Source organism: Porphyromonas sp. oral taxon 279 str. F0450 (assembly GCF_000292995.1).
GTDB lineage: Bacteria > Bacteroidota > Bacteroidia > Bacteroidales > Porphyromonadaceae > Porphyromonas > Porphyromonas pasteri.
The window spans coordinates 17,201-43,307 of sequence record NZ_ALKJ01000010.1 but is presented as its reverse complement, the minus strand read 5'-3'; the positions used below and the strand labels follow the sequence as shown (position 1 = coordinate 43,307).

Genomic DNA, 26,107 nt, shown 5'->3' with positions numbered 1-26,107 from the left:
AGCTATCGGTATCTAATTATAGTAGGAGTGTTGCCTTAGAAAAGCTTCTCGGGATAGGCACCCGTAGAGGCCAGAGCTGCGAGCTTGGCGACGACGTCGGGGCGGTCTTCGGCGTAGGTGACACCGAACCAAGAGTCAGGCGTGTCAAGGACTTCTACCGTAGAGGTGCCTTCTGCGACGAGGTGGTTGACTACGAGAGGGATGTAGTACTCGAACTTAGGATTCGCCTTCTGCTCATTGAGGAAGTGGCAGAAGAGCTTCTCCGAGTGCTGGAAGTAGTCAGGCGTGAAGCCCCACATATTCATTGATACAGGCGTATTCTCTTCGAGGAGCTGCTCCTCACCGTTCTCGTCCGTGAAGGCGATCTTACCATCAGGGCGACGAGCGATAGAGGTACGCTCGACGACCCCCGTGAGGAAGCCCTTGTCATCTACCTCGCAGACACCGCGTGCAACCGTACCGCTTTCGCTGAGTGTATTGCCTACGCGGTAGCCGACCATGCAGTACTTGTCGTGGCTGTCGGAGAAGCTACGAAGCTTGTCAGCCAGAGCTGCGAAGCCGTGGCGGCCATAGAAGTCGTCGGCGTTGATCACGGCGAAGGGCTCGTTGATCACCTCTGCTGCCATCATGACGGCGTGGTTCGTACCCCAAGGCTTCTCGCGACCCTCGGGTACAGTGAAGCCTTCGGGGAGCTTGTCCAGATCCTGGAAGACAACCTCAACAGGGATCTTGTGCTCGTACTTCGAGATGATCTTCTCACGGAACTCCTGCTCGAAGGTGCGGCGGATGACGAAGACGACCTTGCCGAAGCCTGCACGGATGGCATCGAAGATCGAGTAGTCCATGATGGTCTCCCCTGAGGGACCGACTCCGTCGAGCTGCTTGAGGCCACCGTAGCGGCTACCCATACCTGCAGCGAGGACGACTAATGTTGGCTGTTTCATTGCTTTGATTGTTATGAAGCTATTGCTTGTTGTATTGTATCTCTTGTTAGCGTCTGCCACGGCGGCTCTTCTTCGAGCTATGGGCCTCATGACTTTTATGGCCCTTTGAGTGCTTGGAGGCCTTTGCCGTGGATGAAGTCTTGGAGACCTTGGTGATGTGGAGCGTCTGCCCAGGGCGGAGCTTGTCGGAGGTAATGTTATTGCTCTTCTTGAGCTCCTCTACACTGATGCCATTCTTCTGGGCAATGGAGTAGAGCGTCTCACCTGTGGTGACGACGTGAGCTGTGGTCGTCGTCTGCTGCTTGGCTTCTGCCTTCTGCCCACGGGTGCGGCGAACGGGCTGCTCTTCTTCGGTGGCAGTTGCCCCCTCTTCGCTGGAGGACTGGTTTCTTGTCGCAGAGCGAGTCGATGCGGTGTTGCTGGGCCCTTCGAGGTTCACACGCAGCTCGGGCGAATTCACTTCGCTCCCTGCGCTGTCAAGCTTGAGGATGGCTGAGAGGGGGAGGCGTACGGGATAGGGCATATTGTTCCCTGGGATGATGCCACGGCGGAACTGTGGGTTGAACGTCGAGATCAAGTCCGTCGATACCCCCGTAATCTCGGAGATGCGATCGAAGGTAACGCGATGATTTGCGGTGTAATAGTCCGTAGCCAGCGGGCGACCCAGCTGACGAGGGTAGATGCCGTACTCGCGGTGGTAGTGCATCGCGAAGTAAGCTCCGATGAAGAGGGGGATATAGCGGCGCGTCTCGTTCGGCAGGTAGCGGTAGATGTCCCAGAAGTTTGGGCGATCAGTGTTCACACGACGAAGGGCACGGTTCACATTGCCAGGGCCACAGTTGTATGCTGCGAGGACGAGCCACCAGTCGCCGTAGATGCGGTAGAGATCCTTGAGGAAGCGGCAGGCCGCCTCGGTGCTCTTGACGGGATCCATGCGCTCGTCGACAAGGCTATTGACCGTGAGGCCGTAGATCTTACCCGTCGGGAGCATGAGCTGCCAGAGGCCAGCGGCACCAGCAGGTGAGATGGCTTTAGGATTGAGTGCCGACTCGACGATGACGAGGTAGCGGAGCTCCATAGGGAGGCCATTCTTGTCGAGAGCCATCTCGATCTCGGGGAAGTAGAGATCTCCGAGGGAGAGCATGGAGCTCAGGAGACCACGGCGCTTGAAGAGATACAGCTCGATCGCCTCACGTACGAGGGGATTGTAGCTGAATCGCATCGCGGAGGGCATCTTGTTGAGCATGCGTACATAGACGCTGTCTGGCGTGTAGGGGACGGACACGGAGCCGTAGCGGGAGCCTGTGCTCTTACCTGTAGCATTGCCATAGCCGGTGTACCACTGCTCCAGCATCTTCTCCACGTCCTTATCGAGCGAGGTGGGGAGGGTGATGGGATCAAGAAGGGCAGAGGCCAGGGTGAAGGGCGAAGCGATGCGGTCAGCGCGTCGCGTGCTATCCACCTGAGCGGAGAGGCTGGATGCCGAGAGGAAGAGGAGGAAGGCTGCCGAGAGGAGCTTGATGTGAAGCTTCATCGGGGAGGAATTTAGAAGGTGAGGCTACAGTTCACCCCCATCTGATAGGAGGGAAGACCGAGCTTAGGGAGTCCCACTTCGGGGACGACCCGTAGAGAGAGGTCGGGGCTTATGTCGAAGGTGTAGAGTTCGGCATCGACATAAGCATCGAGAATGGAGAGGCCGTAGACGAGAACCGTAGCGACGATGCTGAGATCTCGATAGCGGCGGTAGAAGTCATTGCCTCGCTTGAGCGTGGAGCGCAGTGAAGACTGGTACTGCTGGTAGTCGGAGGCCTGTGTACCCGTCGGGGCGAAGACAAGCCAAGAGGTGTTGTGCTCGGGATCGGGCCCCGAGAGGTCGCGATAGGCTGCGTGGTACTCCTGATACTGGCGGTTATTCCACGTGATGGAGTAGTAGCAGGCCATGAAGGCGCCCCACACGATGGGGAGCTTCCAGTACTTGCGGTTGTAGATCTGCCCGCCACCTGGGAGGAAGGCCCAGAGGATGGCTTTGGTGGAGTTGGGCTGCCAAAGCGCTTGCTGCTGGATCTTCAGCGCCTGCTTCTCAAAGCTGGGAAGTGGCTCCTGCGTGCTGGGGGCGACGCTGTCGCTCGCAGAGAGGAGCGAAGGCATATCATAGGTCGTCGGCACGAGGGACTCCTGGCTCCACGCCGTGGCATGGGGCAGGATCAGTAGGGAGAGGAGGGCGATCAGGAGTCGGATGCGCATAGGGCGATGAGGCTTGCTGTGGAGCTATTGCTGGATACGCTCGAGGAGCTGCATGATACGCTCAAGGTCTTCGTCACCAGAGAAGGGGATCGTGAGCTTACCCTTGCCCGACGCGGAGCAGCGGAGGGTGACCTTCGATGAGAAGACCTGAGCCAAGTGGCGCTCAAGGAGCTTGAAGTCCTTGCGCTCAGCCTTCACAGGCCGCTGTGACTGTGGTGTGGAGAGGGGCGTAGCCTCAGGCTCCTCGGCGATAGCACGGGCAAGCTCTTCCACAGCACGGACGCTGAGGTGCTCGGTGATGATGAGGTTGTAGAGCTCGATCTGGCGCTCGGTATCCTCGACCTGCAGGAGGGCTCGGGCATGGCCCATATCGATGAGGCGCTGCGTCAGTCCAAGCTGGATCTCAGCGGGGAGCTGGAGCAGGCGGATGTAGTTGCTGATGGTGACGCGCTTCTTCCCGACGCGCTCGGCGAGCTTCGCCTGTGTCAGACCATGCTGCTCGATGAGCTGCTGGTAGGCCAAGGCTATTTCGATGGCGTTGAGGTCTTCGCGCTGGATGTTCTCGATGAGAGCAAGCTCCAGCAGTTCGCCTTCCTGTGTCGAGCGGATGTATGCGGGGAGTGTCTTCAGGCCAGCCAGCTGAGCAGCGCGCCAGCGACGCTCACCTGAGATGATCTGGTAGGAGCCAGAGGGGAGGACTTGTACGGTGATGGGCTGTACAAGACCGAGAGCACGCAGGGAGGCTGCGAGCTCCTCGAGGCCTTCTTGCTCGAAGTGCTTACGGGGCTGATCGGGGTTGGGAGCGATCTTCTCCAGCGGAAGCTCTTGGATAGAAACGGTGCCTTGGAGGGCTGCTGATGCAGTCTCTCCTCCGAGGAGGTTCCCCAGGCCACGGCCCAGGACATTCTTATTCTTTGCTGCGGACATCTACTTATTCTTGTTGATCAGCTCGGCTGCCAGCTGTAGGTGGTTGATGGCTCCACGGCTATCGGCATCGTAGAGTAGAGCGGGGAGGCCATGGCTCGGAGCTTCGCCGAGCTTCACATTGCGCTGGATGACCGTCTCGAAGACGAGGCCCTTGAAGTGGGACTTGACCTCCTCATAGATCTGGTTGTTTAGGCGTGTACGGCTGTCGTACATCGTCATGAGGAAGCCCTCGATATCGAGCTGTGCATTGAGGCGCTGGCGTACAATACGGATGGTGTTGAGGAGCTTAGAGATCCCTTCGAGTGCGAAGTACTCACACTGCACGGGGATGAGCACGGAGTCTGCTGCTACGAGAGCATTGACAGTAATCAGGCCGAGTGAGGGGGAGCAGTCGATGAGGATATAGTCGTAGCGGTCAAGGATGGGTGCGAGGACAGAGCGGAGGATATACTCACGCTCCGAGCGCTCCAGTAGCTCGAGGTCTGCCCCCGCCAGATCAATGTGCGAAGGCAAGAGATCAAGGCCGTCGACGACCGTCTTCGTGATGGCCTCCGTAGCAGGCAGGCCAGAGCAGAGGCATTCGTAGATCGTCTTGCCTATCTGAGAGGCATCGATACCGATCCCCGAAGTGGCGTTGGCCTGCGGGTCCGTATCGACCAGGAGGACGCGCTTCTCAAGGGAGGCTAAGGAAGCTGCCAGATTGATAGCGGTCGTGGTCTTACCCACTCCGCCCTTCTGATTGGCTAATGCGATGACTTTGCCCATGATGCTCTATGTCTCTATATATAATGTATGCTGTCGGTGGTATCGGCCTCTCAAGACCCTTTACTTGGGATGAGGGCAGACTTACCTAATTAGCCCACAAAATTACTACTTCTCACCGATATGTTTTCCTTGCCCTGGCTGAATGCTGGAGCTCTCGGATTAAATTTCAGAGTACGCCCCTGAGGCAGAGGAAGTCGCCCCATCACTCCAAACCATTATCTTACCTCCCTCTCAAAGCTCTCAGAAGGAAGAGCGTAAGAAGAGCAAGCTAAGTGCTTGCCTTGGTGCCTTCGTGATAGGATAGTGAACCTATATTGGTCGCTGGGTGAACCTATATAGGTCATCACGCTGACCTATATTAGGTTGTTGCTCCGCGTAGGGGACAAAAGTTGTGGACGAGTGGCAGATAAGTTTGGGCTACGTACGTGGCTCTAATATCTACGTACGTGGCTCTAATATCTACGTACGTGGATATTTGGATTTACGTGCCTGGTCTTTAAGACTACGTGCGTAGACAGAGGAAGACCACTACGTGAAGGCGCTTTTGCCTTCACGAGAAGGACACTTTTCCCTCCGCTGGATAAGAGGAATACTTGCGAAGAGGCGAAGGGCTTGTGTGTGTCTTTGAGGAGAGGTATATCGGGGAGCTGGGTGCACGATGCCTTAGCTCTCTAAACAGAGGACAGGACTCTCGGCAACAGTCTTATATAGATCCACGTTGCGACCAATATAGATCGTGAAGCGAACCAATATAGGTTCACCCAGCGACCAATATAGGTTTCTAATTCCCCTCTTGCGAATGGGTATCAGTATAGGGTTATATTACCTCTGTCTGGACAAGTTACTGCTCTCTTAGAGAGCCGCAAGACGGAAGAGGAGTGAGCGCTCTTCTCGAGTGCCGTCGGGGCGGGTAAGTCGGATGTGCAGGAGAAGTGGTCCGTCGGCTGAAACCCCAATGAGACGAAGGGCTTCGGCGGGCATGGTGCGGAGGTTTTGGATCCAAGAGTCACGTGCGAGAGAGGTACCTCGTGCGAGAAGCTCACCCGTCAGGCGGTAGAGAGTGAAGTGACATTCGCTGTCGGGAGCACTATCAAGTAAGGCGAAGAGCTCTTCTGCAGAGATGCGCTCCTTGGGATTATTGCCCTTATCGCTACCACTATCCTCGGGAGCGGAGTTCTTTCTCCCAGGAGTCGCAAAGCCAGCCGAGCGCGAAGCTGCATACCAGTTGCCAGCCTCTTCGGTGACTTGATAGTCCTTTCGCTCCAGGGCAATGCCCGCCTTGCTCTTCATCCCCTTGGGAAGGAGGCTGCTGTCGTAGTGCAGGAGGTCGACTACCAGTCCGTCATCACCGAGGAGAAGTCCTATGAGTCCGCTCTGATTGAGTAGGCGAGGAATGCTGGCCTTCACGAAGGTCTCCCGAGGAGCATCGGGGTAAGCAGCTGCTAAGGCATCGGGATCTTTCGTCACGACGATGTAGCTACCTGCTGGGATCGTGCGTGGTGGAAGGGGTGTGATCTTGTAAGACGAGCCGTCACGTCCTGCCGCCAATGCATAGTCTCCCAGCTCACAAGGGGAGTCGCCGGCATTGTATAGCTCGATGTATTCGGGACAGTCTGCCTTGGGGTGTGGCATAACCTCGGAGAGAAGTAGACCGAGTCGGGGAGTAGGTGTGGGTGTTGGGACAGGCTCTGGTCGAGGTGGAGTGCCCTCTTCACCTATGGGATCAGTCTCGCTCGCAGGGTAGATGCGGAGCTGTCGGAAGTGCCAACTCATATGGTGCGTGCTGGTGAAGGTACAGCTGATACCGAAGGTGTTCTTCTCAGGGAGGATGGGGCGGAAGCCTTCCTCCTCGCCGATGAGCTCCCATTCCTGCTCACTGCCCGCTTCTCGCAGGTAGAGTTGCCAGCCAGCTTCGGCACTGTAGCGGACATCATAGTCCCAGCTGCCCGAGGCATTCAGTAGGACAGGACTGCTGATAAGTGGGCGTCCAAGAGGACTGAGTATGAATTCTGTGGGATGGCTATCGCTTCGCCCGACCTTCACCCGCCTTAGATTGATACGCTGCTGACCACCTTGCCCGAAGTCTAATGCCACATATTCGTAGCTCTTCCCCTCCAATGGCTTGATAGCACAGAGGAGGATCGTCGCATGGTTGTAGGCTGTGGGGCTGAGATCAGTCTTCACCTGTCCGCACCAGATGGGACGCTCGGGAAGCAGGATATCCGTAGCGAGTGTAGCACTCCCTCGTGCAGGCTCCTTGGGTACGGAAAGATGCAGGGCTCCCCCAGCGATATGGTAGAGCTCTCGGTCATAGCGCCAGTGCTTCTCGGCGGGCGTACCCTCGGTGGAGAAGTCTGCTTGCCACACTTGGGCAGAGGCGCAGATAGGGAGGAAGGTGAGGAGAAGGAGGCAGAGAAAAGGGTAACGGTAGCTATACATCGGCAGCTGTGTTGGCTCCGAGCAAGCAGGGCGATGGTGGTCAATCGCTGTCGGGACGGTCATCACGGGGCGTACGTGCTGCCCGCGGATGTGCCGCATAGAGTTTCTTTAGTTGCTCGAAGGAGGTGTGTGTGTATCGTACGGTAGTGGAGACGGAGCTATGACCCATAAGCTCGCGTAGGAGCATAAGGTCTGCTCCAGAGTTAAGCATATCGGTAGCGAAGGTGTGACGCAGGACGTGCGCACCTCGGCGGGAGAGATTGGGGACGGTGGCGAGTGCTGCATGTGCTACTTGATATACGGCACGGGGAGCCATCGGCGTGCCCTTGCTGCTGACGAAGAAGGACTCCGTCGTGCCGAAGATAGAGGTGCGCAGGTGACGCCACGCTTCGATCTCTTCGGCAAGACCTTTGCCGAAGGGGACGATACGCTCTTTGCGCCCCTTACCTAAGACCTTGAGCTGACGCTCGGTGGTGTCGACGGCTTGGTCACGGAGACCAGCGATCTCCGAGCGACGTAGGCCACACTCATAGAGTATGGTGAGGATGAGGTGGTCGCGTACCGCTCGCCAGTCCGTCGGGTCGACCTCCTCCGAGAGCATCTGCTCCATATCCTCGGTAGGTACATAGACGGGGAGCGGGCGTGCGGCCTTCGGCGGGCGGAGGGCTTGGATGGGATTGCGCTTGATCTGCCCCGTCTTCAGTAGGTGGCGATAGAAGCTCCTAACGGAGGTGAGGCATCGCCCCACCGTCGAGGTCTTCAGCCCCTCGTCAAGCTTGACCGATAGCCAGCCACGCACCAAGTCGAGGTCGCCCTCGGAGGGCACGAATGGCTCGCCCAGACGCTCCTCAGCATAGGCCGTGAAGCTCCTGAGGTCGGACTGGTAGGTCTCTATAGTCAGGGGCGAGGCGGCCGCTTCGTGGCTGAGGTAGTCGAGGAAGGCGCGGATCGAATCGGTGGTAGGAGGCATCGTAGTTAGTCGGCTAAGGCGCTAAGCGCTTAAGGCTCCATGTGCCGTCCTCCTGTAGCTCGTAGAGGAAGCGGTCATGCAGGCGGCTGTCACGCCCTTGCCAGAGCTCGATACGCGAGGGAGTCACGGCGAAGCCTCCCCAGTTCTCTGGGCGAGGCACTTCGCGCCCAACGAAGCGGAGGCTCTCTGCTGCGAAGCGCATCATGATGTACTCGCGTGAGGGGATGGGCTGGCTCTGTGGGGAGATACGTGCTCCGATACGGCTCTTGTAGGGGCGCATAGCGAAGTAGGTATCACTCTCAGCAGCTGGGAGGCGCTCAATAGTCCCCTCAATGTGGATCTGTCGCTCGAACTCATGCCAGAGGAACGTGAGAGCGACGTGAGGATTAGCTGCGATCTGCTTGCCCTTACGGCTGTCGTAGTTTGAGTAGAAGACGAAGCGCCCCTCGAGGACCTCCTTCAGCAGTACGGTGCGCATGCTGGGACGTCCTTCGGGAGTCGCTGTCCCTACGATGACGGCAGTGGGTTCGTTGACCTTAGCCTCTATAGCTTGGTCGATCCATGTGCTGACGATCTCGAGGGGATCGGCTGGGAGGTCCCTGCGGCTAAGGCTGAGCGAGGTGTACTCGCGGCGGATATTCTCTAAGTGTAGGTCCTTAGACATAATTGTGATGAATAACTGGATAGTTTAGGCCTTCCCCTTAGCACTCTTGAGCTGACGGATCTCAGCTTCGAGGGCGGCGATACGCTCGTCCTGTGCGTGGATCGTCTGCTGGTAGGAATTTAGCTCTTCGGTCTCGATACTGCTCGGTGCCTGCTCCTCGATACGGAGAAGGAGGTCACTGAGTACGTTCATATAGTTGTTAAACGCATCGTAAGGCGAGTTATAAGGGCTGAAGGGATGGCCTCCCCAGTTGATGGTATTCATATAGTAGAAGTGGTCGGCACTCTGTAGGTAGAGCCAGTCCTGTAGGAGGCTGCGATCCTCGAGAGCGTGCACACGCTCACCCCATTGGCGGAGCTTCTCGAGGGCACCCTGCTGGAGGATGTTGCCATTCCACTCGTTGGTACTCTTCTCTTCTCCTGCCCAGCTGATGGGCGAAGCTACGGTAAGAGGTGCGATGGCTTTATGCTCGTCAAGGAGCTCCGATGGGGTGGCGAAGCCCACACCATAGTCGGGAGCCAAGAGAGGCAGCGCCTTGAAGAACTCAAAGATCCCCGACTCACGGCGGTGCATCGCTCCGAGTACCTCATAGTTCATGTAGAGGAGTGTGAAGTCTTCTCCTTCGGGAAGCCACTTGACTCGGCCAAGGAGCTTGTCGGCGGTGACGGGATACTCGGGAGAGCCGTAGTTGGTGAAGTGGTTCGTCACCAGCTCCGTAAGAGGGGCGTTACGTAGCAGGAGCTTAGTGCGAGGCTCTGCAGCTGCATCGTAGAGATAGTTCGGGCTCTTCCAGCCGAGGATGTGCTTAGCGCCCTCGGTGATAATCCCTTCGTAGCCCATTGCTGCCACCTCGCTGGCGATCTCATCGGAGTAGATGAGCTCGGAATTGCAGAAGACACGAGAGCGCTCAATACCGAAGAGTTCGCGTAGCTTCGTCTGCTGCATGCGTACCTGATTTCTGAACTCTACGGGATCATAGAGCGAGGCGACGGAGTGCGCATAGGTCTCAGCGACGAACTCCACGCGCCCTGTGGCAGCGAGCTCCTTGAAGCTATCGATCAGTGCAGGCTTGTAGTACTCCATCTGCTCAAGAGCCAGACCCGAGATCGAGAAGCTTACACGGAAGTCGGGGTAGGCCTTCAGTAGCTCGAGGAGCATGTGGTTAGCAGGGATGTAGCACGCATCAGCTATGCGCTCGAAGACCTCTTCGTTGAGGTAGTCATCGGTGTAGTAGTGGGAGTTGCCGATGTCGAAGAAGCGATAGCGACGCAGTCTATAGGGCTGATGTATCTGGAAGCAGAGGCATATCTTTTTCATAACGGATAGCGGGTATGTCGGTGTAGTGATTAGCGGACGTAGCGATCATAGATGGCGCGGACCTTACGTCCAGCTGCCTCCCAAGTAATGCTGTTGACTTCCCGAAGCCCCTCTTCCTTGAGGAAGCGGTGCATCTCGGGATAGGTGATAAGTGCGTAGATGGCATCGGCCATAGCGTCGATATCCCAGTAGTCTACCTTGACGGCATAGTTGAGGATCTCGGCGCACCCCGACTGGTAGGAGATGATCGAGGGGACGCCACACTGCATAGCCTCCAAGGGCGATATGCCGAAGGGCTCCGAGACGGAGGGCATAACGTAGACGTCGCTGGCCTTGAAGACCTCATAGACCTGCTGGCCCTTCATAAAGCCCGTGAAGTGGAAGCGGTCGGAGATATTGCGCTCTGCGGCGAGACGAATCATTGCATCCATCATGTCGCCACTCCCGGCCATAATGAAGCGGACGTCTTGCGTGCGCTCCAAGACCTTCGCAGCCGCTTCGACGAAGTACTCACAGCCCTTCTGCATCGTGATACGCCCGAGGAAGGTGACGACCTTGTCGCGGACACCTCGGCGGTCGGGGAGTGCGAGGATTGAGGGAGCCAGTGGCGTGACCGCATTGTGCACGGTCGTGACCTTGGCTGGATCCTGATGATACTTCTCGATGACGGTACGGCGGGTGAGGTCGCTGACCGTGATGATGTGGTCAGCGTGGTTCATCCCGTCCATCTCGATACCGAAGACCGTGGGGTTCACATTGCCACGACTGCGGTCGAAGTCCGTGGCGTGGACGTGTACGATGAGGGGCTTACCGGTGATTTGCTTCGCATGGATCCCCGCTGGATAAGTCAGCCAGTCGTGTGAGTGGATGATATCGAAGGGCTCACTGCGAGCGATGACACCTGCTACGATGGAGTAGTTGTTGATCTCCTCGAGGAGGTTGTCTTGGTACTTCCCCGAGAACTCAAAGCAGCCCAAGTCATTTGTCGGCAGGTAGGAGAAGTCCGCATAGATATGATCCCGTAGACGGTAGTAGAGCTCGGGATCCATCTTCCCCTCGAGACGATTACGGACGTAGTCGTAGTTGACGTCTCGGTAGACGACGGGGGTGTCTCCCGCACCGATGATCCTGAGGAAGCTCTTGTCCTCATCGCCGTAGGGGCGGGGGATGACGAAGGTCGTCTCCATATCGCCCTGGGCTGCCATACCCTGGGTCAAGCCATAGCTGGCTGTACCGAGACCACCGAGGATGTGTGGTGGGAACTCCCACCCGAACATGAGCGCTTTCATTCGTATCTAATTATGGGGAGGATCTGTGTGTCGTACTTACTCTTAGCCTCTTCGAGTAGGGCAAGTGAGCGAAGCAGTTCTCCGACGCTCATGGCGAAGGAGATCGCTCCACGTCCCTTGAAGGGCGGGTTGCCGTCGAAGAGTTCGCTCACGGTGCCTACGCCGTGCTGCTGGAGCTCTTCCTCCATGCCGATGAGCGTATTCTCGATGAAGGAGATAGCACTGCGCCCGTAGAGCTTGATGCAGGCCTCGAAGTAGGGGCCGAGGAGCCAAGGCCATACGGAGCCGTTGTAGTAGGACTGCTCCCGCTGCCATTGTGTGCCGTGGCACTGAGGCTGGTAGCCGTCACTCTTCGGGCTCAGGGAGCGGAGGCCCTTCGGCGTACGGAGCTCACGAGTGATGATCTCGAGGACGGAGCGACGGGTGGCCTTAGGTAGGGGCGAGTAGGGGAGTGAGGTGGCGAAGACCATGTTCGGACGCACGCTCCAGTCACGCCAAGAGGTGTGTGGGGGTACGTAGTCGAAGAGGTAGCCGTGCTGATTGATGAAGGTGTCGCAGAAGCTCTGCTGTACGCGACCAAGCAGCTCCTCGAGCTCAGGAGACCATTTCTGGGGGAGGGCTTCGCGGTAGAAGCACAGGGCATTATACCACAGGGCATTGACCTCGACGAGATAGCCCTCACGGCGGACGACCGCCTGACCATTGACCTTCGCATCCATCCATGAGAGGGGACGCCCGTCTCCCGTCATCACGCACAGCCCGTTATCATCGATGCGGAGGTTGGGGTGTACGTTGCGTAGATAATAGTGTATCAGCTCATCGAGGAAGTCGCCATAGCGGCTGACCATGTCGGGGAGGCTGGACCAGCGGGCATACTCTTGTAGCGTCCAGATGGCCCAGAGACCGATGTCTCCCTCGTTGATGTTGCGTATCTCCTTGGAGATGCCCTCCTGTCGCATGAAAGCTCGCATATCTGGGAGCACTGTGTCCATGATGCGGTAGAAGCGCTCAGGAGCATCGGCATAGATGGTACACCCAGGGAGGGCGATGAAGAGGTCGCGAGCTCGCACCCCAAACCATGGATAGCCTGCCAGCAGGTAGCCGTGCGTAGCGTCGGGGCGGTAGTAGAATTGCAGGGCGGCATTCAGCAGACAGCTACGGAAGTCCTCGCGAGGGGTGCGGATCTTTCGTTCCTCAGCAAAGAGCTGTGCCAAGGTATCGGGATCGGCTTCCTCGACGCCAGCTGAGAAGTAGATCGATTCGCCGACCTCGATGTCGACCTCGAAGTAGCCGGGGACATAGAGGTCCTCCGTGTATTCGTAGCCACGCTCGCGCTCCTTGACATATTCGATACGCTCATTCCAGTGTGGGTCAGAGACGAAGTTATGAGCCTTTGATAGCTGGAGGTAGAGCGTAGGATAGCCTGGATAGAGGCAGAAGGTGACCCCCGACTTAGCCTGACCATAGTCTCCGTGATACTGATCATTGCGATGCGTGAGCATCTTTACGTCACGGAAGGCGAGGAAGGGAGAGAGTCTCAAGGTCGTGCGGCTGTGGGCCTCAAGGAGCGTGTAGCGCTGCAGCATTCTATTGGTGTAGTGGCAGAAGAGGAACTCCTTCTGCAGTACCACGCCTCCGACACGATAGGTCGTCGAGGAGGCGATGTCGACATTGTACTCTCGGATGTACTTGTGCCCCTTGGGGCTGAAGATATCGCCCTCATACTCGTGGATACCGACGTTGAACGGCACGCCATGCTGCACGATCGTCAGATCGAGGCTGGAGAGTAGTACGTGGTTGTTCTCACTGAGTTCGGGGACGGGGATGACGAGGACGCCGTGGTACTTGCGTGTGTTACAGCCTACGATGCTGGAGCAGCAATAGGCGCCCTTGCGGTTGGTACGTATGTACTCCCGCTGGGTGGACTCATCGAGGTTGGCCATGAGTCGGCGGTCGAACTTGAGGTAACTCATGCTAAGTGTCGCTTCATTGTGGTCAGGCTCCGCACGATCATTGGACTCATAGAGGAAGCCCCTTCTTGCGAAGTCGTGTATAATTCTCCTGCTAAGTTACGAATTAGTGCCTGCTTTGCCAAGTCTTCATCCTCCCGTAGATAGAGCATAGTGCGAGGCTACTCCGAGAGCGCTCAGATATAGGGAATAAGCCCACATCAATGAGGGGAGGGAGATGCACTAGTGCTGGTCATATCGCTGACCAGTACTGCTTCGTTTTTCCTCCTTCGCTCTTCTCAACCTAAAGACTCCGCTTTTCGAGGGAAGAAGGTACGAGTAATGAAGAGGTGGGCTTGCGCAATGATCTCATATATTAGGTGTATGGGTAGGTGGGGTAGAGCTATATAGGATGGCGAAGAAAGCTATATAGCTTTGGACTGATTCCGTATAGCTTTGTGAAGTGACCTCTATTAGGTTGTTGCTCTGCGTAGGGATAAAAGTTGCGAACGAGTGGCAGATAAGTTTGGACTACGTACGTGGCCCTAATATCTACGTACGTGGATATTTGGGTTTACGTGCCAGGTCTTTAAGACTACGTGCATAGATGCGGAAAAACCACTACATGAAGGCGCTTTTTTCTTCATGAGAAGGACACTTTTCCCTCCGCTGAATAAGGGGAATAGGCGTGATAAGGCGAAGGGCTTGCGTACCACTTCGGAGAGGTATGTCGGGGAGCTGGGCGTGCGATGCCTTAGCACTCTAAACCCTAAAAAGAGGGTAGGACTCTAAGGCAACAGCCTCTGCTTAGAGGCGGGAATGTGAAGCATGCCTTAGGGGCGAATGGAACAAGTCTGCGCTTTTGTGTATTTTAGCACTATATTATTGTGTCGTATTGCGACCCTCTGCCAACAGATAATGACCGAGCTTAAGCCCACTTTTATGGAGCGCCTGCAGCGCTTCCTTACCTCGATAGCGACATGTAATAAGCGCTATCCAGCCCTCCGATATATCCTGGCTGGGGTCGCTGTCTTCATCTTCACTTTCCTTCTGGGGAACAATAGTTTATTCCACTATGTGAAGAATCAGCGCCGCAAAGCGTTTATCCAAGAGGAGTACAATCGCTATCTCCCGCAGTATGAAGCAGACAGCGCTCGCCTCAGCGATATCCGTGACAACCGCGAGCATATCGAGCGTATCGCCCGAGAGCAGTACTATATGCATCTGCCTGGTGAGGAGGTCTTCGTCCTTGCTCCTGACACGACTACCGCAGCTCAGCAATAAGCACTAAGGCCCTATGCAAGTAAAGTATAAGTACCTCTATATCGTCAGTGTCCTGCTCATCATATCGGGTGCAGCACTCGCCCTCACGGAGCACCGTCTCTTTGATATCCTCTACGGTCTTGGGGCTGTAGGGTATGGTCTGTACTACGTGTTAGCTCCCGAGCAGGATGCTTCGCGCATCTTGAGACGTGTAGCTCGTATGGGAGTCTTCTCGGGCCTCCTCTTCCTGCTCTCAGCGGTAGCACGCTTTGGTGTCTTTGACTCCTTCGGCCGAGGTGCTTGGCTTGTCTTCCTGGCCTTGGGCTTGGTCTATATGATCTATGGCAACGTCCTGCTCTATATGGACGAAAAGAAAAAGAACTAAAAATATGACCTCTATATCCACCCCTAAGCAGCCCGTCCGTGCGGAGCGCATCGCGGTGCCTGGTGGGCGAAAGCCCCTGCTGCGCCTTTATGTCGATGCTGGCCATCCGACGACGCTCTTAGCATTCCTCATCGAGGCACTGCCCGATAAGAGCCGCACGACGGTCAAGCAGCTCCTGCACGACCGCTTCATCGCCATCGGTACGGAGCCGACGACGCAGTTCGATGCGCCCCTCCAGCCCGGAGATACTGTCAATATTCATCCTGCTCCTCTGCCGAAGACGCTTACGCATAAGCAGATCGATATCCTCTACCAAGATGAGTACCTGCTGGTCATTCACAAGGAAGCTGGTCTGCCGACGGTAGCAAGTGGCGAGGAGAAGGACAAGACCGCTCTGCGCCTGCTGTCGGAGCACCTCAAGAGCTTCAATCCGCTGGCGAAGGTCTACCACATCAATCGACTCGATAAGGATTGTGCGGGCTTTGTCGTTTTCGCTAAGAGCGCCGAGCTCCAGTGTGAGCTTAGTGATCACTGGCAGAACTATGTCCGTCAGCAGCTCTTCGCCGCAGTCCTTGAGGGGGCACCTCGGGAGTCTGAAGGCATCCTGATGCCTCCCGCTCCCGAAGAGAAGAAGGGCAAAGGCAAGGATTCGAGGGCGAAGAAGGCACGCACGACTCGCTCCACTCCTCGCTCAGAGGAGGATCAGGCTGCAGGCCGTGCTGAATGGCATGTCATCAGCGAAGGCAATGGCCGCACGCTGCTCTCGATATCCCTCCTCGCAGGGCGCAACAACCGCCTGCGTCGTCAGCTCTCAGCCCTGCGCCTCCCCATCGTCGGGGACTGGCGTAATGGTTCGCCCGAGAAGGACCTCGGTCGAGTGGCACTTGAGGGGACGCGTCTGAGCTTCGTTCACCCCGTGACGAAGAAGCTCCTTGACTTCCGTCAGCCCATTCCTCCACTCTTCCGTAAGCTCCTCAAGAGCACGGCACCTCGTCCTCGTGCAGCTAAGAGTCCTGCAGCAAAGTCAAAGAAGAACTAACAGTTAATCATATAAAATCAATGTCCGCAATGAATCAACAGACACGGAGCTTTGCTCCCCTGCGCCCCTCCCTCTCGGCGGTGCGTCGCTTCGTCTTGGGCCTATCTGTCCTCCTTCTGGGGATGGGGCTCAACGCTCAGGTCATCCGCGATGCTGTCACCTGGTCGCGCTCTGTAGAGGACAAGTCTCCTACGGAGAAAGTCCTCGTCTTCACAGCTACGGTCAAGGATCCTTGGCATCTCTACGGCACGGAGCTCCCTAAGGGTGGCCCAACGCCTACGCACCTTCTCGTGGATAAGATCGAGGGGGCTGAACTCGTCGGTGGCCTAACCTCCACGCAGAAGCCCATAGAGAAGTATGACCCCAACTTCGAGATGACCCTGCGCTTCTTCAGTGGTAAGGTCACCTTCCGTCAGAAGATCCGTATCACAGACCCCAAGAAGTTCGCCTTCGTCGGGGCTATCCGATATATGGCCTGCAACGATGAGCAGTGCCTCCCTCCCGCTAACTGGGAGTTCACTGTCCAGCCTAAGGAGCTGGGCAAGCTCGGTGACGCCGCAGCTACGAAGCTCACCGAAGAAACACCTGCTACCACCGAAGCCACCGCTACCAGCCTGGGGGAGCCCTCAGCCGATAGTGTAGCCTCGGTAGATACGCTATCGGTAGCCCCTCAGGACACTGCCGCTCTCGCCTCCTCCGACCTATGGGCCCCCGTCATCCCTGAGCTGAAGGCTTATGGTGACAAGGCTCTGAATCAGGCCGAAGGCTCACTGTGGATGCTCCTCGTCGGGGGCTTCCTCGGTGGTCTCGTGGCGCTGGTCACTCCCTGCGTATGGCCTATGATCCCCATGACGGTGAGCTTCTTCCTCAAGAGAAGCTCTGACCGTAAGAAGGGGATCCGTGACGCTCTGCTCTATGGTATCGGGATCATCGTGATCTACGTGTCACTGGGGCTCATCGTCTCGGCGGTCTTCGGCTCGGATGCCCTGAATAATCTGGCTACGAACGCTATCTTCAACGTCGCCTTCTTTATCCTCCTCGTCATCTTCGCGATCTCGTTCTTCGGGGCGTTTGAGCTCGTCTTGCCCGCCTCTTGGACCGCGAAGATGGACGCTAAGGCAGACTCGGCTTCGGGCTTCATCAGCATCTTCTTTATGGCCTTCACGCTCGCGCTGGTTTCCTTCTCGTGCACCGGGCCTATCATCGGTACGCTCCTCGTCCAGGCTGCTACCTCTTCCTCGGGGATGCTCGCTCCTGCTGTCGGGATGCTCGGCTTCGCACTTGCGCTGGCCCTGCCCTTCACGCTCTTCGCTATCTTCCCCAACCTCCTGCAGTCGATGCCTAAGAGTGGTGGGTGGATGAACTCCGTGAAGGTCGTCCTCGCGTTCATCGAGCTGGCTCTGGCGCTGAAGTTCCTCTCCATCGCTGACCTGGCTTACGGCTGGCGTATCCTTGACCGTGAGGTCTTCCTCTCGCTCTGGATCGTGATCGCTATCCTCCTCGGGCTATATCTCCTCGGGAAGATTCGCTTCCCACATGATGCACCACAGGAGAAGACGCCTATTCCAGCGCTCTTCCTCGCGATCATCTCTTTCTCCTTCGCCGTCTATATGATGCCTGGGCTCGTCGGTGCACCTCTGCGTGCTATCAGTGCCTTCGCACCACCCCTCCGCACGCAGGATCTGAACCTATATAATGGTGAGGTCCATGCGAAGTTCGACGACTACGATGCTGGTATGGCTTATGCCCGTCAGGTAGGGAAGCCTGTGATGATCGACTTCTCTGGCTACGGCTGCGTGAACTGCCGTAAGATGGAGGCGTCGGTATGGATTGATCCCAACGTCAAGCACATGCTCGAGGAAGACTACGTCCTCATCACGCTTATGGTCGATGAGAAGGCACCGCTCAAGGAGCCTATCGAGATCATGGAGAATGGGGAGAAGGTCAAGCTCCGCACCGTCGGTGATAAGTGGAGCTACTTCCAGCGCATGAAGTTCGGTGCCAACGCACAGCCCTTCTATGTCCTGCTGGATCATCAGGGCAAGCCCCTGGCTCCTTCGTACGCCTTCAACGAAGACGTCTCTGCGTACCTGAACTTCCTCAAGTCGGGTCTCAGCGAGTTCGACAAGCGTAAGTAACCCTTCCCTCTCACCTCAAACGAATATGCTACATAGTAGAGAAGAGAAGCTGGCGGCTATGAGCCGTCTCCTCGATGTCATGGAGCGCCTGCGTAAGGACTGCCCTTGGGATCGTGAGCAGACGACCGAGAGCCTCCGTACCAATACCCTCGAAGAGGTCTATGAGCTCTCCGATGCGATCCTCTCAGGGCGCCCCGAGGAGGTCAAGAAGGAACTGGGCGATGTGCTCCTGCACATTGTCTTCTATAGCACCATCGGCGAGGAGCAGGGTACCTTCGACCTCTGCGATGTGGCCAATGCCCTTTGCGATAAGCTCATCTACCGCCACCCGCATGTCTACGGCGAGGCGGTAGCTGCTTCTGCTGGGGCTGTCGTGGAGCGCTGGGAGGAACTGAAGCAGCAAGAGAAGGGCGGGAATAAGACCGTCCTCTCGGGAGTCCCCGCCTCTCTGCCCACCCTCATCAAGGCCTACCGCATACAGGACAAGGCACGCGGAGTGGGCTTCGACTGGGAGCAACCCGAGGATGTCTGGACGAAGGTCGACGAGGAGCTTCGTGAGCTTCGCGAGGCCATCACCTCTGGCTCTGCAGAAGACTCCGAAGCCGAGCTGGGTGACTTCCTCTTCAGCGTCATCAACGTCGCTCGCAAGTACGGCATCAATCCAGATAATGCGCTCGAGCGAACGAACGCTAAGTTCATCCGCCGCTTTGGCTATGTCGAGGCGAAGGCAAAGGAGGCTGGTCGCTCCCTGCGGGATATGACCCTCACTGAGATGGACGCCCTCTGGGACGAGGCCAAGCGTCTGGAGTCTCAGCCATAGTTCGCCACTTACTCCGATTCTCTTGCCTCTCTGGCAATACATGATTAGGCCTACCTGCCCTCAGCCCGCCTCTCCGAAGTGCGAGTGGGGTAGGTAGGCCTAATCCCTTATAGATACGTCCACTACATGACACAGACCCATACCCCCATTCGTCTTCTTATCACGCACCGTGAGGCTGATGAAGCCGTCCTCGTCTTGGCGTGAGGCCTTGCTCAGCTCCCCGACTTCGAGGTCTACATCACTCGCGAGGGCATCTCTTCGCCCATCGTGGAGGAAGGCGTGACGCTTCGCCCCGTGTGGTGCGCGAAGTTATGTCACTCTCACTCCCGACCATCGTGAGCGATATCCCTGGAAGCCGTGATCTCATTTTCCCTGGGCAAACGGGTCTCTTAGCTCCTGCACAGGATGCGAAGGTGCTCTCCGAAGCCATCCGTTGGAGGCTCACGCATCCCGAGGAGCGGCGAGCTATGGGGCGACAGGGGCGTGAGCGCATCGCTCGTGACTTTAGTCCTGCGGCTTATACGGGGCTTTTCGCCCGTCTTTTCCGCTCGCTCGCCTCGTCGTAGAATCTCCGTCCGCAGGGCGCCAAATTTTCGTGCGCACGAAAATTTCCCTCCTTCCGCACAGTGCTCTGATGCCCTGCCCACAGGGGGAGACTTTAGTCCATAAATACCTGGAATAAATAGCAGTAAGGAGGTTGTAGGTTGATAAAAAGTAATAACTTTGTTCAGACATTCGTTCGGCTCCGTCTGATGTCCAATGGTAAGAGTTGGCTATAAGCCAGCGCGGGCGCTGAGGAATAGTTATAAATAGATAATCATGAGTGCATTATATGATTTTGTGATCGTGGGGGCTGGCCTCTTTGGGGCGGTCTTTGCCCATGAAGCTACCAAGCGAGGAAAGAAGTGTCTCTTACTGGAGCGACGTCCCCATACAGGTGGGAACATCTATTGTGAATCACGTGAAGGCATCAGCGTCCATAAGTATGGCGCTCACATTTTCCATACCTCGAATAAGCGAGTTTGGGATTATGTCACCTCTCTAGTAGACTTCAATAGGTATACGAACTCACCCGTAGCGAACTTTGAAGGGCATCTTTATAACCTGCCCTTCAATATGAATACCTACTATGCTCTCTGGGGGTGTCGTACACCTCAAGAGGCAGAAGAAAAGCTTGCGGAACAGCGAGCTGAGGCCTTGGAGGAACTCAAGCGTCAGGGAGTTAATGAGCCTCGTAATCTAGAGGAACAGGCTCTTAGTCTTGTGGGTCGTGACATTTATCACAAGCTGATCAAAGGCTATACAGAGAAGCAGTGGGGGCGTAGATGCACAGAGCTTCCCGCTTTCATTATAAAGCGCCTACCTCTCCGCTTGACCTTTGATAACAACTACTTTAATGATCTGTACCAAGGAATCCCAGCACAGGGAGGGTATAATTCTCTTATTGACAAGCTTCTTGAAGGAGTAGAAGTGCGTTGTGAGGTTGATTTCCTAGCCTCTCGTGCGGAGTATGAATCCTTAGGGGAGAAGATCCTATATACAGGGGCTATTGATGAGCTCTTCGATTATAAACTTGGGCCCTTGGCTTATCGCTCTATCTCTTTTGAGGTTGAGACCCTTGATACCCCCAACTACCAGGGGAATGCTGTCGTGAACTATACCGAGTATGAGGTACCCTATACCCGTGTGATTGAGCATAAGCATTTTGAAACCTTTGGAGATGCGATCTATCAGAATCCCAAAACCATAATTTCCAAGGAGTATTCTACCGAGTGGCATGTAGGTTTAGAGCCTTACTATCCCGTCAATGACGAGAAAAATGGGCAGCTGTACACCCAGTATCGTGCACTTGGCGAAGCCCTCCCTAATTATCTCTTCGGTGGGCGACTGGCGGATTATAAGTACTATGATATGCATCATGTCATAGCACAAGCTCTTGATCTGGTTGATAAGGTCTTTGCATAGAGGGAGGGTAAGCTATGAAAAAGGTTCAGTTCGTTTTCTTACGAGATCGCTCCGCATTAGATGCTCGCTCGAAGGCCCCTGCAGACGTTGAAGAGATCCTTCAAAGCTGTGGCTATGAGACCCGCCATATCAATCTGCGCTTTGATCAGCCTGGCTATTTGCGTGTGCCCTTAGTTAGCTTGGAACTCCTACGCACGATTTTAAGTCTTCCTAAGGGGACAGAGCTATGCCTTCAATATCCCGTAACGAAACTTCTCTTTAAGTGGCACTGGCTATTGAAAAAGCGTTGTGTGCGCCTTACTACGATTGTACATGATATAGAATCCGTTCGCTATACGGGGAAGCTGAGCGAAGAAGAGAGAGAGCAGTTGAGTTGCTTTGATTCGATTATAGCCCATACCCCAGCGATGCAAGAGCTACTTATCTCTAGTGGAATCTCTGCTGATCGTATCCGTCTATTGCAGCTCTTTGACTACTTAGCTACCCCTCCGCCTCCCTCCCCTTTAAACTATCAAGAGGGTGCACCTCGAGAGGTTTGTTTTGCGGGGAACTTAGGCAAGAGCCTGTTCCTCCCAGAGCTTCAGCAAATCGTAGGTGCCAATCTCCACGTCTTGCTTTATGGAGTTGGGCTTTCTGAAGAGGTTGAATTATCAGATGAACTTCAGTTTAAAGGGAAGTTTGCTCCTGATGACTTGACCCTGCTTCGTGGGCATTATGGATTGGTTTGGGATGGAGAAGCTATCACGACTTGCACAGGGCGTATCGGAGAGTATCTAAAAATCAATGCCCCTCATAAGGCTTCACTCTATATAGCAGCAGGGATACCACTTATTGTATGGCGACATTCTGCCATTGCACCTTATGTGTTGGAGCATCAGCTGGGTATTGCCGTAGATTCCCTCTTGGAGCTTCCTGAGCGTTTAGCTTCCATTGATATCGCTCAATATACCCGATATCGTGAGGCGGTGCAAGTGGAACAGATGAAGATTACCCAAGGCTTGCATCTACGTAATATCATTTCTGCGCTATGATATCTTAAGAGATAAGAGGGCTTCTCTTATCAATAAACAACGACCTCGCCTCACAGCCGAATTTTCGTGCTGAGGGGCGAGAATTTTTGTGGGTAAAAAATCAGTCTTGGAGGGCTTCGGGGGGAAGGCGGAGGGCTTCCTCAAGTGGAAGGAGTGCGTTGATGAGGAGGATGGCCTTAGCCTTGGAGCGGAGCGTGCTGAGGGTAAGGTCGTCGGCTTCGGCGATAAGGCCGGCACGTAGCAGCCCTTCGCGCTGAGTGCCCTTGAGGAGCGGGCGAGTGGGGGTGAGGTAGCCTGCTTCGGTCTCGATGAGAACGTTGGTGAAGCTGGTATCGGTGATAGTGCCGTCGGGGCGCACGAAGAGCGGCTCTTCATCGCTGATAAGCTCAGCCTTCACCCGCTCGAAGAAACTTCGGTCAGCATACTTATAGCTGTACTCGAAGCCATCGGGGAGGGGAATGGGACGCAGTGCGCGTATCGTCCGCTTGCAGTAGGGCACGAGGCGGATGGCAGAGAGCCCTGCGAGGCTGTACTCGAGCGTGAGGCGGTAGGTCGTGGTGGGGAGGATCTGTTGTCCCGTGAGGTAAGCCTCGACTTCCCGCCAAGGGGAGGTGTTAAGGAGACTTTGTAGAAAGGTACTTCCGGTATCCGCCCCCTGCTCTCGGAGGGTGCGAAGCATGCGTTCCCGATGGAGTTCACCTGCTATGAGCTCTCCACCACGGAGCATGAAGGTCTCGATGAAGCTCGGTGAGGTGGCACCCGCTACTGGGGGATGTAAATCTTCTGCAAGCATTCGCGGTATTCGTCTTCTGCGACGCTATTGATGGTGATGCCGCCGCCCGAGCGATAGAAGTGCGCTCCCGAAGCATCCTCCTCGACGAAGCGGATGAGAACGGCAGAGTCCAGACTTGCGCCATCGAAGTAACCGCAGACGCCTGTATAGAAGCCGCGAGGACGGCCTTCCGCCTCTTGGATGAGCGCGACAGTTCGCTCCTTTGGCGCCCCGCTGATGGAGCCTGCGGGGAGGAGCTGGAGGATGAGGTCGCCTAATCGGAGCCCTTCGCTACGGTCAACGCTTCCGACGACTTCGGAGCTCATCTGCAGCAGCGGTCCCGAGGAGGTGTGGAGCTCAGTGAGGTACTTGAAGCGGCGGACGTGCACGCCCTCGGCTACGCGGCTCAGATCGTTGCGCATCAAGTCGACGATCGTATGGTGCTCGCAGCCCTCTTTGTAGTCCGCTCGGAGCTTCTCGGCTGCATCAAGGATTCGGGCGTCGATGGTACCCTTCATCGGGTGCGTAGCGAGTTCATCCCCTTGGAGCTTCACGAAGCATTCGGGCGAGAAGGATACGAAGCGCCCAGGGAGGAGGACGCGATAGGTCGCCTCGGAAGAGAGGTAGATATCCGCTAAGCTGGCCTCGGTCTCGATGGGTGTGCGGATGGTGAGATTCGTGAGGAAGCTATCTCCCCGCATCAGCCCTTGGTGGATGATGTCGAAGCGCTCGGCATAGCGCTCGGGGGCTTCGAGCGAAGGGGTGAGCGTGAGCTTTCCCTTCAAGCCAATGGGATCGGGTGTCTTCGCCGTGGGGAAGGCAAAGAAGAGCGAGCCGTCGTGGTGCTGCAGTGGCTCGAGGACGAAGACGCCCTCCTGCAGCTCGAAGTCTAAGATAAAGAAGAAGGGCTGCCCTCTGTGCGATGCTTCGTTCATCGCCTCGAGGGTAGCCCATACTTGCTCACTGGGTTGGAAGGGAGTGTGCATTACGTGGGGAGGGAAGGGCACTACTTCTTGCGAACTTCTGTCGGAGCGAGCGTGACGAGCCCCGCCTTATAGAGTGAGCCAAGGACCATCTTGAAGGTCTTCTTGCTCATCCCCGTGAGGCGCATGACGTCCTCTGCAGGGCTCTTGTCACCGATGGGTAGACGCCCGTGATGCTTCTCGAGGATCGTGAGCAGGCGTGCCTGCTCACCGTCGACCTTCTGATAGCCCACGGGGACGAAGGAGAGGTCAACCTTATTATCCTCTTCGCGGAGGCGGATGACGTAGGCTTCGATGCGCTCACCGCGCTGGATCATACGTGGTGCCGTGTCGCTGTAGAGCAGTCCCCAGTGCTTGTCCTCGATGACGCAGCGGTAGCCCAGCTCGTGTTGCTCGGTGACGATACAGCTGACCTTCGTCCCTGGAGCGTAGTCAGCTGGCATCGTATCGAGGTGCTTGGAGAGGCGTGCTGAGCCGACGATCTTTCCGCTCAGGGCATCGATGTAGAGGTAGACGATGTAGCTATATCCCTCCTGCATCTTCGTCGACTGCTCGCGGAAGGGGACGAAGAGATCTTTATGGATGCCCCACTCGAGGAAGGCTCCTGCATCGGTCACGGAGGAGCAGCGGAGATAACCCACTTCCCCGACCTGAGCTAAGGGCGTGAGGGTCGTCGCTATGAGGCGCCCTTCGTTGTCGTGATAGACGAAGACAGAGACCATGTCGCCCTCCTTAGCTCCCTCGGGGAGGTAGCGCAGGGGAAGGAGGATGTCTTGGATGCCCCCGTCGAGGTAGGCGCCTATCGATACGAGGCGTAGGATGGGGAGTGACTGGATGCGACCGAGCTGATAGGTTGAGAGTGGTGCAGGCTGCATAGGGCGTTATTGGGGGATGAAGACCGTTTCATCGCGGAGGACGGGTGCGAGGTTGAGCGTGTAGGTCTCGCCGTGACGTTCGATCTCGAAGATGAGCTCGGTCTGCTCGGTCTCATTGATGTAGGGGCGGAAGAAGAATAGGTAGCTGAAGACGCTGGCGTACTTATCCTTCTCTAATGCCTTGCGGATACTCCCGTAGTCGCTGCTCTTCCATGGGGCTTGCTCGGGACGCACAGCCTCAGCCGAGCGGTAACGGTAGGTCTCGTCAAGGAAGTTGCGGTAGCGTGACGAGAGTTCTGCGACTGTCGTAGGGCTAAGAGGCTTGCCGTTGACGCGAAGCACCTTATCACCGACACGTAGACCTGCAGTGAAGGCAGGCGACCCTTCCTCTACATCAACGATACGGCTGAGGTCACGGCTGTCATAGAGGATACCCGTATAGAGGTAGCGGCTCGTCTCCTCAGTATAGTTTGCTTGAGATGCTGCGAGGTAGGGGAAGCTTTGGAGCATTACAGGGATGGCCTGACGAGCATAGAGCTGCGCTTCCTTCGTGCTCTTGGGCAGGCTGCTTGTGCCGCTCCACAGCGTCTGATTGGGCTTGCTGGGTGAAGTGACCTGTAGGGAGAGGCGTGCTCCTCCCTCAGCTTCACTACGCGAGCACTCAAGGACGAAGTCGGGGCCACTGGCTTGCTGCGTCAGCCCGCGTGCCTCTAAGAGTCCCGCGATCTGTCCGTACACGATGTCGTAGAGGTCACGATGTTCTCCTTCAGAAGGAGCGAAGGCAAAGGTCTTGGCCTGTGACCAATCGAAGGGCGTACCGACCTCGAAGGCAAACGAGAGGGTGCGCTGCTGCTTCGCTTGGTCCATAGGGCTGTAGCCGCTGAAGGCTGTAGCCAGCTCACGCTCGGTGAGGGCATAGGGCGCCTTGCAGCTGGGACGAAGGATGCGAGCCGTAGTGCCAGAGCCAATGCGCACGATCGTCAGGAGGTGCTCGCCTACGGGGCTTGCAAGGAGCTCGCTGATCTGCTGCTTCGTGAGTCCTGTGGTGGGTACCCCGTCGATTTGGGTAATGAGATCTCCAGGGAAGAAGCCCCCGACGGCTGCGGGGCCAAAGGGCTGGACTGCTGTAAGCACGGGGATACTCTTGCTGTTAGTCCCCTCGCCGAGCACCTTGTAGTACAGGCCGATACGGCATACTTGCTCGCTGGACTGTGCCAGTAGAGGAGAAGAGGAGAGCGAAGGAAGCAGGAGTAGGGTGAGTGCTGTCCCCAGCGAACGAAGGCAGTGGTAGGGCTTACGCATCATGAGAGCGGTCTATATGTAGCGGG

At 56.4% G+C, this 26,107-nt stretch carries 23 protein-coding genes; 8 read left to right on the top strand and 15 right to left on the bottom strand.

Features of this window, described 5'->3' with window-relative positions:
* Positions 1–35: 35 nt before the first annotated feature.
* The 11 genes from HMPREF1323_RS01255 to HMPREF1323_RS01205 all read right to left on the bottom strand — a co-directional run bounded on the left by HMPREF1323_RS01255 (position 36) and on the right by HMPREF1323_RS01205 (position 13,532).
* Positions 36–944: a sugar phosphate nucleotidyltransferase gene (locus tag HMPREF1323_RS01255; protein WP_044123863.1), complete on the bottom strand. Its 909-nt coding sequence runs from the start codon at positions 942–944 to the stop codon at positions 36–38.
* Positions 945–990: 46 nt separating this feature from the next.
* Entirely contained in the window at positions 991–2,478 is a 1,488-nt protein-coding gene (locus tag HMPREF1323_RS01250) for a lytic transglycosylase domain-containing protein (RefSeq protein WP_009432345.1), read from the bottom strand.
* 11 nt (positions 2,479–2,489) lie between these two features.
* Positions 2,490–3,188, bottom strand: coding sequence for a DUF5683 domain-containing protein (locus tag HMPREF1323_RS01245; RefSeq protein WP_009432372.1), 699 nt, complete (start codon positions 3,186–3,188; stop codon positions 2,490–2,492).
* 24 nt (positions 3,189–3,212) lie between these two features.
* Positions 3,213–4,115, bottom strand: coding sequence for a ParB/RepB/Spo0J family partition protein (locus tag HMPREF1323_RS01240; protein WP_009432351.1), 903 nt, complete (start codon positions 4,113–4,115; stop codon positions 3,213–3,215).
* Positions 4,116–4,880 carry a ParA family protein gene (locus HMPREF1323_RS01235; RefSeq protein WP_009432319.1) on the bottom strand — a complete coding sequence of 255 codons (765 nt, stop codon included), beginning with the start codon at positions 4,878–4,880 and terminating at the stop codon, positions 4,116–4,118.
* An 852-nt stretch (positions 4,881–5,732) separates the two neighbouring features.
* On the bottom strand, positions 5,733–7,418 hold the full coding sequence (locus HMPREF1323_RS01230) for a lamin tail domain-containing protein (RefSeq protein WP_083845311.1): 1,686 nt from the start codon (positions 7,416–7,418) through the stop codon (positions 5,733–5,735).
* Entirely contained in the window at positions 7,360–8,289 is a 930-nt protein-coding gene (locus tag HMPREF1323_RS01225) for a tyrosine-type recombinase/integrase (protein ID WP_009432378.1), read from the bottom strand. Before HMPREF1323_RS01225 ends, HMPREF1323_RS01230 begins: the two co-directional genes overlap by 59 nt.
* Before the next feature lie 13 nt (positions 8,290–8,302).
* A complete protein-coding gene (gene pdxH / locus HMPREF1323_RS01220) occupies positions 8,303–8,953 on the bottom strand; it encodes a pyridoxamine 5'-phosphate oxidase (RefSeq protein WP_009432344.1) in 651 nt (216 codons plus the stop codon).
* A gap of 24 nt (positions 8,954–8,977) precedes the next feature.
* On the bottom strand, positions 8,978–10,270 hold the full coding sequence (locus tag HMPREF1323_RS01215; RefSeq protein WP_009432393.1) for a glycoside hydrolase family 57 protein: 1,293 nt from the start codon (positions 10,268–10,270) through the stop codon (positions 8,978–8,980).
* A gap of 29 nt (positions 10,271–10,299) precedes the next feature.
* Entirely contained in the window at positions 10,300–11,559 is a 1,260-nt protein-coding gene (locus HMPREF1323_RS01210; protein WP_044123862.1) for a glycosyltransferase family 4 protein, read from the bottom strand.
* Positions 11,556–13,532 (bottom strand): glycogen debranching enzyme N-terminal domain-containing protein, encoded by a 1,977-nt coding sequence (locus HMPREF1323_RS01205; protein ID WP_009432323.1) that lies wholly within the window; start codon positions 13,530–13,532, stop codon positions 11,556–11,558. Before HMPREF1323_RS01205 ends, HMPREF1323_RS01210 begins: the two co-directional genes overlap by 4 nt.
* A gap of 894 nt (positions 13,533–14,426) precedes the next feature.
* On the opposite strand from HMPREF1323_RS01205, the gene HMPREF1323_RS01200 reads away from it, so the two are divergent.
* The 8 genes from HMPREF1323_RS01200 (at position 14,427) to HMPREF1323_RS01165 (ending at position 22,149) form a co-directional block, all read left to right on the top strand.
* Positions 14,427–14,792, top strand: a complete 366-nt coding sequence (locus HMPREF1323_RS01200; protein ID WP_232203973.1) for an FtsB family cell division protein — start codon at positions 14,427–14,429, stop codon at positions 14,790–14,792.
* A gap of 13 nt (positions 14,793–14,805) precedes the next feature.
* Complete coding sequence (locus tag HMPREF1323_RS01195) at positions 14,806–15,156, top strand: hypothetical protein (protein WP_009432404.1); 351 nt, start codon at positions 14,806–14,808, stop codon at positions 15,154–15,156.
* Positions 15,157–15,160: 4 nt separating this feature from the next.
* Positions 15,161–16,195 carry a pseudouridine synthase gene (locus tag HMPREF1323_RS01190; RefSeq protein ID WP_009432377.1) on the top strand — a complete coding sequence of 345 codons (1,035 nt, stop codon included), beginning with the start codon at positions 15,161–15,163 and terminating at the stop codon, positions 16,193–16,195.
* A gap of 80 nt (positions 16,196–16,275) precedes the next feature.
* Positions 16,276–18,333 (top strand): protein-disulfide reductase DsbD family protein, encoded by a 2,058-nt coding sequence (locus HMPREF1323_RS01185; protein ID WP_044123873.1) that lies wholly within the window; start codon positions 16,276–16,278, stop codon positions 18,331–18,333.
* 25 nt (positions 18,334–18,358) lie between these two features.
* Complete coding sequence (gene mazG, locus HMPREF1323_RS01180) at positions 18,359–19,153, top strand: nucleoside triphosphate pyrophosphohydrolase (RefSeq protein WP_009432348.1); 795 nt, start codon at positions 18,359–18,361, stop codon at positions 19,151–19,153.
* A 200-nt stretch (positions 19,154–19,353) separates the two neighbouring features.
* Entirely contained in the window at positions 19,354–19,719 is a 366-nt protein-coding gene (locus tag HMPREF1323_RS01175) for a glycosyltransferase (RefSeq protein WP_255344658.1), read from the top strand.
* A 253-nt stretch (positions 19,720–19,972) separates the two neighbouring features.
* The gene (glf, locus tag HMPREF1323_RS01170) at positions 19,973–21,118 is read left to right on the top strand and encodes a UDP-galactopyranose mutase (RefSeq protein WP_009432415.1); all 1,146 of its coding nucleotides are present in this window, start codon (positions 19,973–19,975) and stop codon (positions 21,116–21,118) included.
* A gap of 14 nt (positions 21,119–21,132) precedes the next feature.
* Positions 21,133–22,149, top strand: coding sequence for a beta-1,6-galactofuranosyltransferase family protein (locus HMPREF1323_RS01165; protein WP_009432358.1), 1,017 nt, complete (start codon positions 21,133–21,135; stop codon positions 22,147–22,149).
* A gap of 100 nt (positions 22,150–22,249) precedes the next feature.
* Here HMPREF1323_RS01165 and HMPREF1323_RS08935 read toward each other — a convergent pair whose 3' ends face one another.
* From HMPREF1323_RS08935 to HMPREF1323_RS01145, 4 genes are read right to left on the bottom strand one after another with little or no spacing between them, the layout of a single operon-like run.
* Entirely contained in the window at positions 22,250–22,942 is a 693-nt protein-coding gene (locus tag HMPREF1323_RS08935; protein WP_009432408.1) for an aminotransferase class IV, read from the bottom strand.
* Positions 22,912–23,907, bottom strand: coding sequence for an aminodeoxychorismate synthase component I (locus tag HMPREF1323_RS01155; RefSeq protein WP_044123861.1), 996 nt, complete (start codon positions 23,905–23,907; stop codon positions 22,912–22,914). The genes HMPREF1323_RS08935 and HMPREF1323_RS01155 overlap by 31 nt, the downstream gene beginning before the upstream one ends.
* 20 nt (positions 23,908–23,927) lie before the next feature.
* Positions 23,928–24,779, bottom strand: a complete 852-nt coding sequence (locus HMPREF1323_RS01150) for a CvfB family protein (protein WP_009432339.1) — start codon at positions 24,777–24,779, stop codon at positions 23,928–23,930.
* A 6-nt stretch (positions 24,780–24,785) separates the two neighbouring features.
* Entirely contained in the window at positions 24,786–26,084 is a 1,299-nt protein-coding gene (locus HMPREF1323_RS01145) for a PDZ domain-containing protein (protein WP_009432402.1), read from the bottom strand.
* Between the last annotated feature and the right edge of the window lie 23 nt (positions 26,085–26,107).

What these genes read in the sequence shown, in the direction of transcription:
- HMPREF1323_RS01255 (WP_044123863.1), bottom strand. Translation starts at nt 944, where the DNA reads ATGAAACAGCCAACATTAGTCGTCCTCGCTGCAGGTATGGGTAGCCGC.
- HMPREF1323_RS01250 (WP_009432345.1), bottom strand. Translation starts at nt 2,478, where the DNA reads ATGAAGCTTCACATCAAGCTCCTCTCGGCAGCCTTCCTCCTCTTCCTC.
- HMPREF1323_RS01245 (WP_009432372.1), bottom strand. Translation starts at nt 3,188, where the DNA reads ATGCGCATCCGACTCCTGATCGCCCTCCTCTCCCTACTGATCCTGCCC.
- HMPREF1323_RS01240 (WP_009432351.1), bottom strand. Translation starts at nt 4,115, where the DNA reads ATGTCCGCAGCAAAGAATAAGAATGTCCTGGGCCGTGGCCTGGGGAAC.
- HMPREF1323_RS01235 (WP_009432319.1), bottom strand. Translation starts at nt 4,880, where the DNA reads ATGGGCAAAGTCATCGCATTAGCCAATCAGAAGGGCGGAGTGGGTAAG.
- HMPREF1323_RS01230 (WP_083845311.1), bottom strand. Translation starts at nt 7,418, where the DNA reads ATGCGGCACATCCGCGGGCAGCACGTACGCCCCGTGATGACCGTCCCG.
- HMPREF1323_RS01225 (WP_009432378.1), bottom strand. Translation starts at nt 8,289, where the DNA reads ATGCCTCCTACCACCGATTCGATCCGCGCCTTCCTCGACTACCTCAGC.
- pdxH (WP_009432344.1), bottom strand. Translation starts at nt 8,953, where the DNA reads ATGTCTAAGGACCTACACTTAGAGAATATCCGCCGCGAGTACACCTCG.
- HMPREF1323_RS01215 (WP_009432393.1), bottom strand. Translation starts at nt 10,270, where the DNA reads ATGAAAAAGATATGCCTCTGCTTCCAGATACATCAGCCCTATAGACTG.
- HMPREF1323_RS01210 (WP_044123862.1), bottom strand. Translation starts at nt 11,559, where the DNA reads ATGAAAGCGCTCATGTTCGGGTGGGAGTTCCCACCACACATCCTCGGT.
- HMPREF1323_RS01205 (WP_009432323.1), bottom strand. Translation starts at nt 13,532, where the DNA reads ATGAGTTACCTCAAGTTCGACCGCCGACTCATGGCCAACCTCGATGAG.
- HMPREF1323_RS01200 (WP_232203973.1), top strand. Translation starts at nt 14,427, where the DNA reads ATGACCGAGCTTAAGCCCACTTTTATGGAGCGCCTGCAGCGCTTCCTT.
- HMPREF1323_RS01195 (WP_009432404.1), top strand. Translation starts at nt 14,806, where the DNA reads ATGCAAGTAAAGTATAAGTACCTCTATATCGTCAGTGTCCTGCTCATC.
- HMPREF1323_RS01190 (WP_009432377.1), top strand. Translation starts at nt 15,161, where the DNA reads ATGACCTCTATATCCACCCCTAAGCAGCCCGTCCGTGCGGAGCGCATC.
- mazG (WP_009432348.1), top strand. Translation starts at nt 18,359, where the DNA reads ATGCTACATAGTAGAGAAGAGAAGCTGGCGGCTATGAGCCGTCTCCTC.
- glf (WP_009432415.1), top strand. Translation starts at nt 19,973, where the DNA reads ATGAGTGCATTATATGATTTTGTGATCGTGGGGGCTGGCCTCTTTGGG.
- HMPREF1323_RS01165 (WP_009432358.1), top strand. Translation starts at nt 21,133, where the DNA reads ATGAAAAAGGTTCAGTTCGTTTTCTTACGAGATCGCTCCGCATTAGAT.
- HMPREF1323_RS08935 (WP_009432408.1), bottom strand. Translation starts at nt 22,942, where the DNA reads ATGCTTGCAGAAGATTTACATCCCCCAGTAGCGGGTGCCACCTCACCG.
- HMPREF1323_RS01155 (WP_044123861.1), bottom strand. Translation starts at nt 23,907, where the DNA reads ATGCACACTCCCTTCCAACCCAGTGAGCAAGTATGGGCTACCCTCGAG.
- HMPREF1323_RS01150 (WP_009432339.1), bottom strand. Translation starts at nt 24,779, where the DNA reads ATGCAGCCTGCACCACTCTCAACCTATCAGCTCGGTCGCATCCAGTCA.
- HMPREF1323_RS01145 (WP_009432402.1), bottom strand. Translation starts at nt 26,084, where the DNA reads ATGATGCGTAAGCCCTACCACTGCCTTCGTTCGCTGGGGACAGCACTC.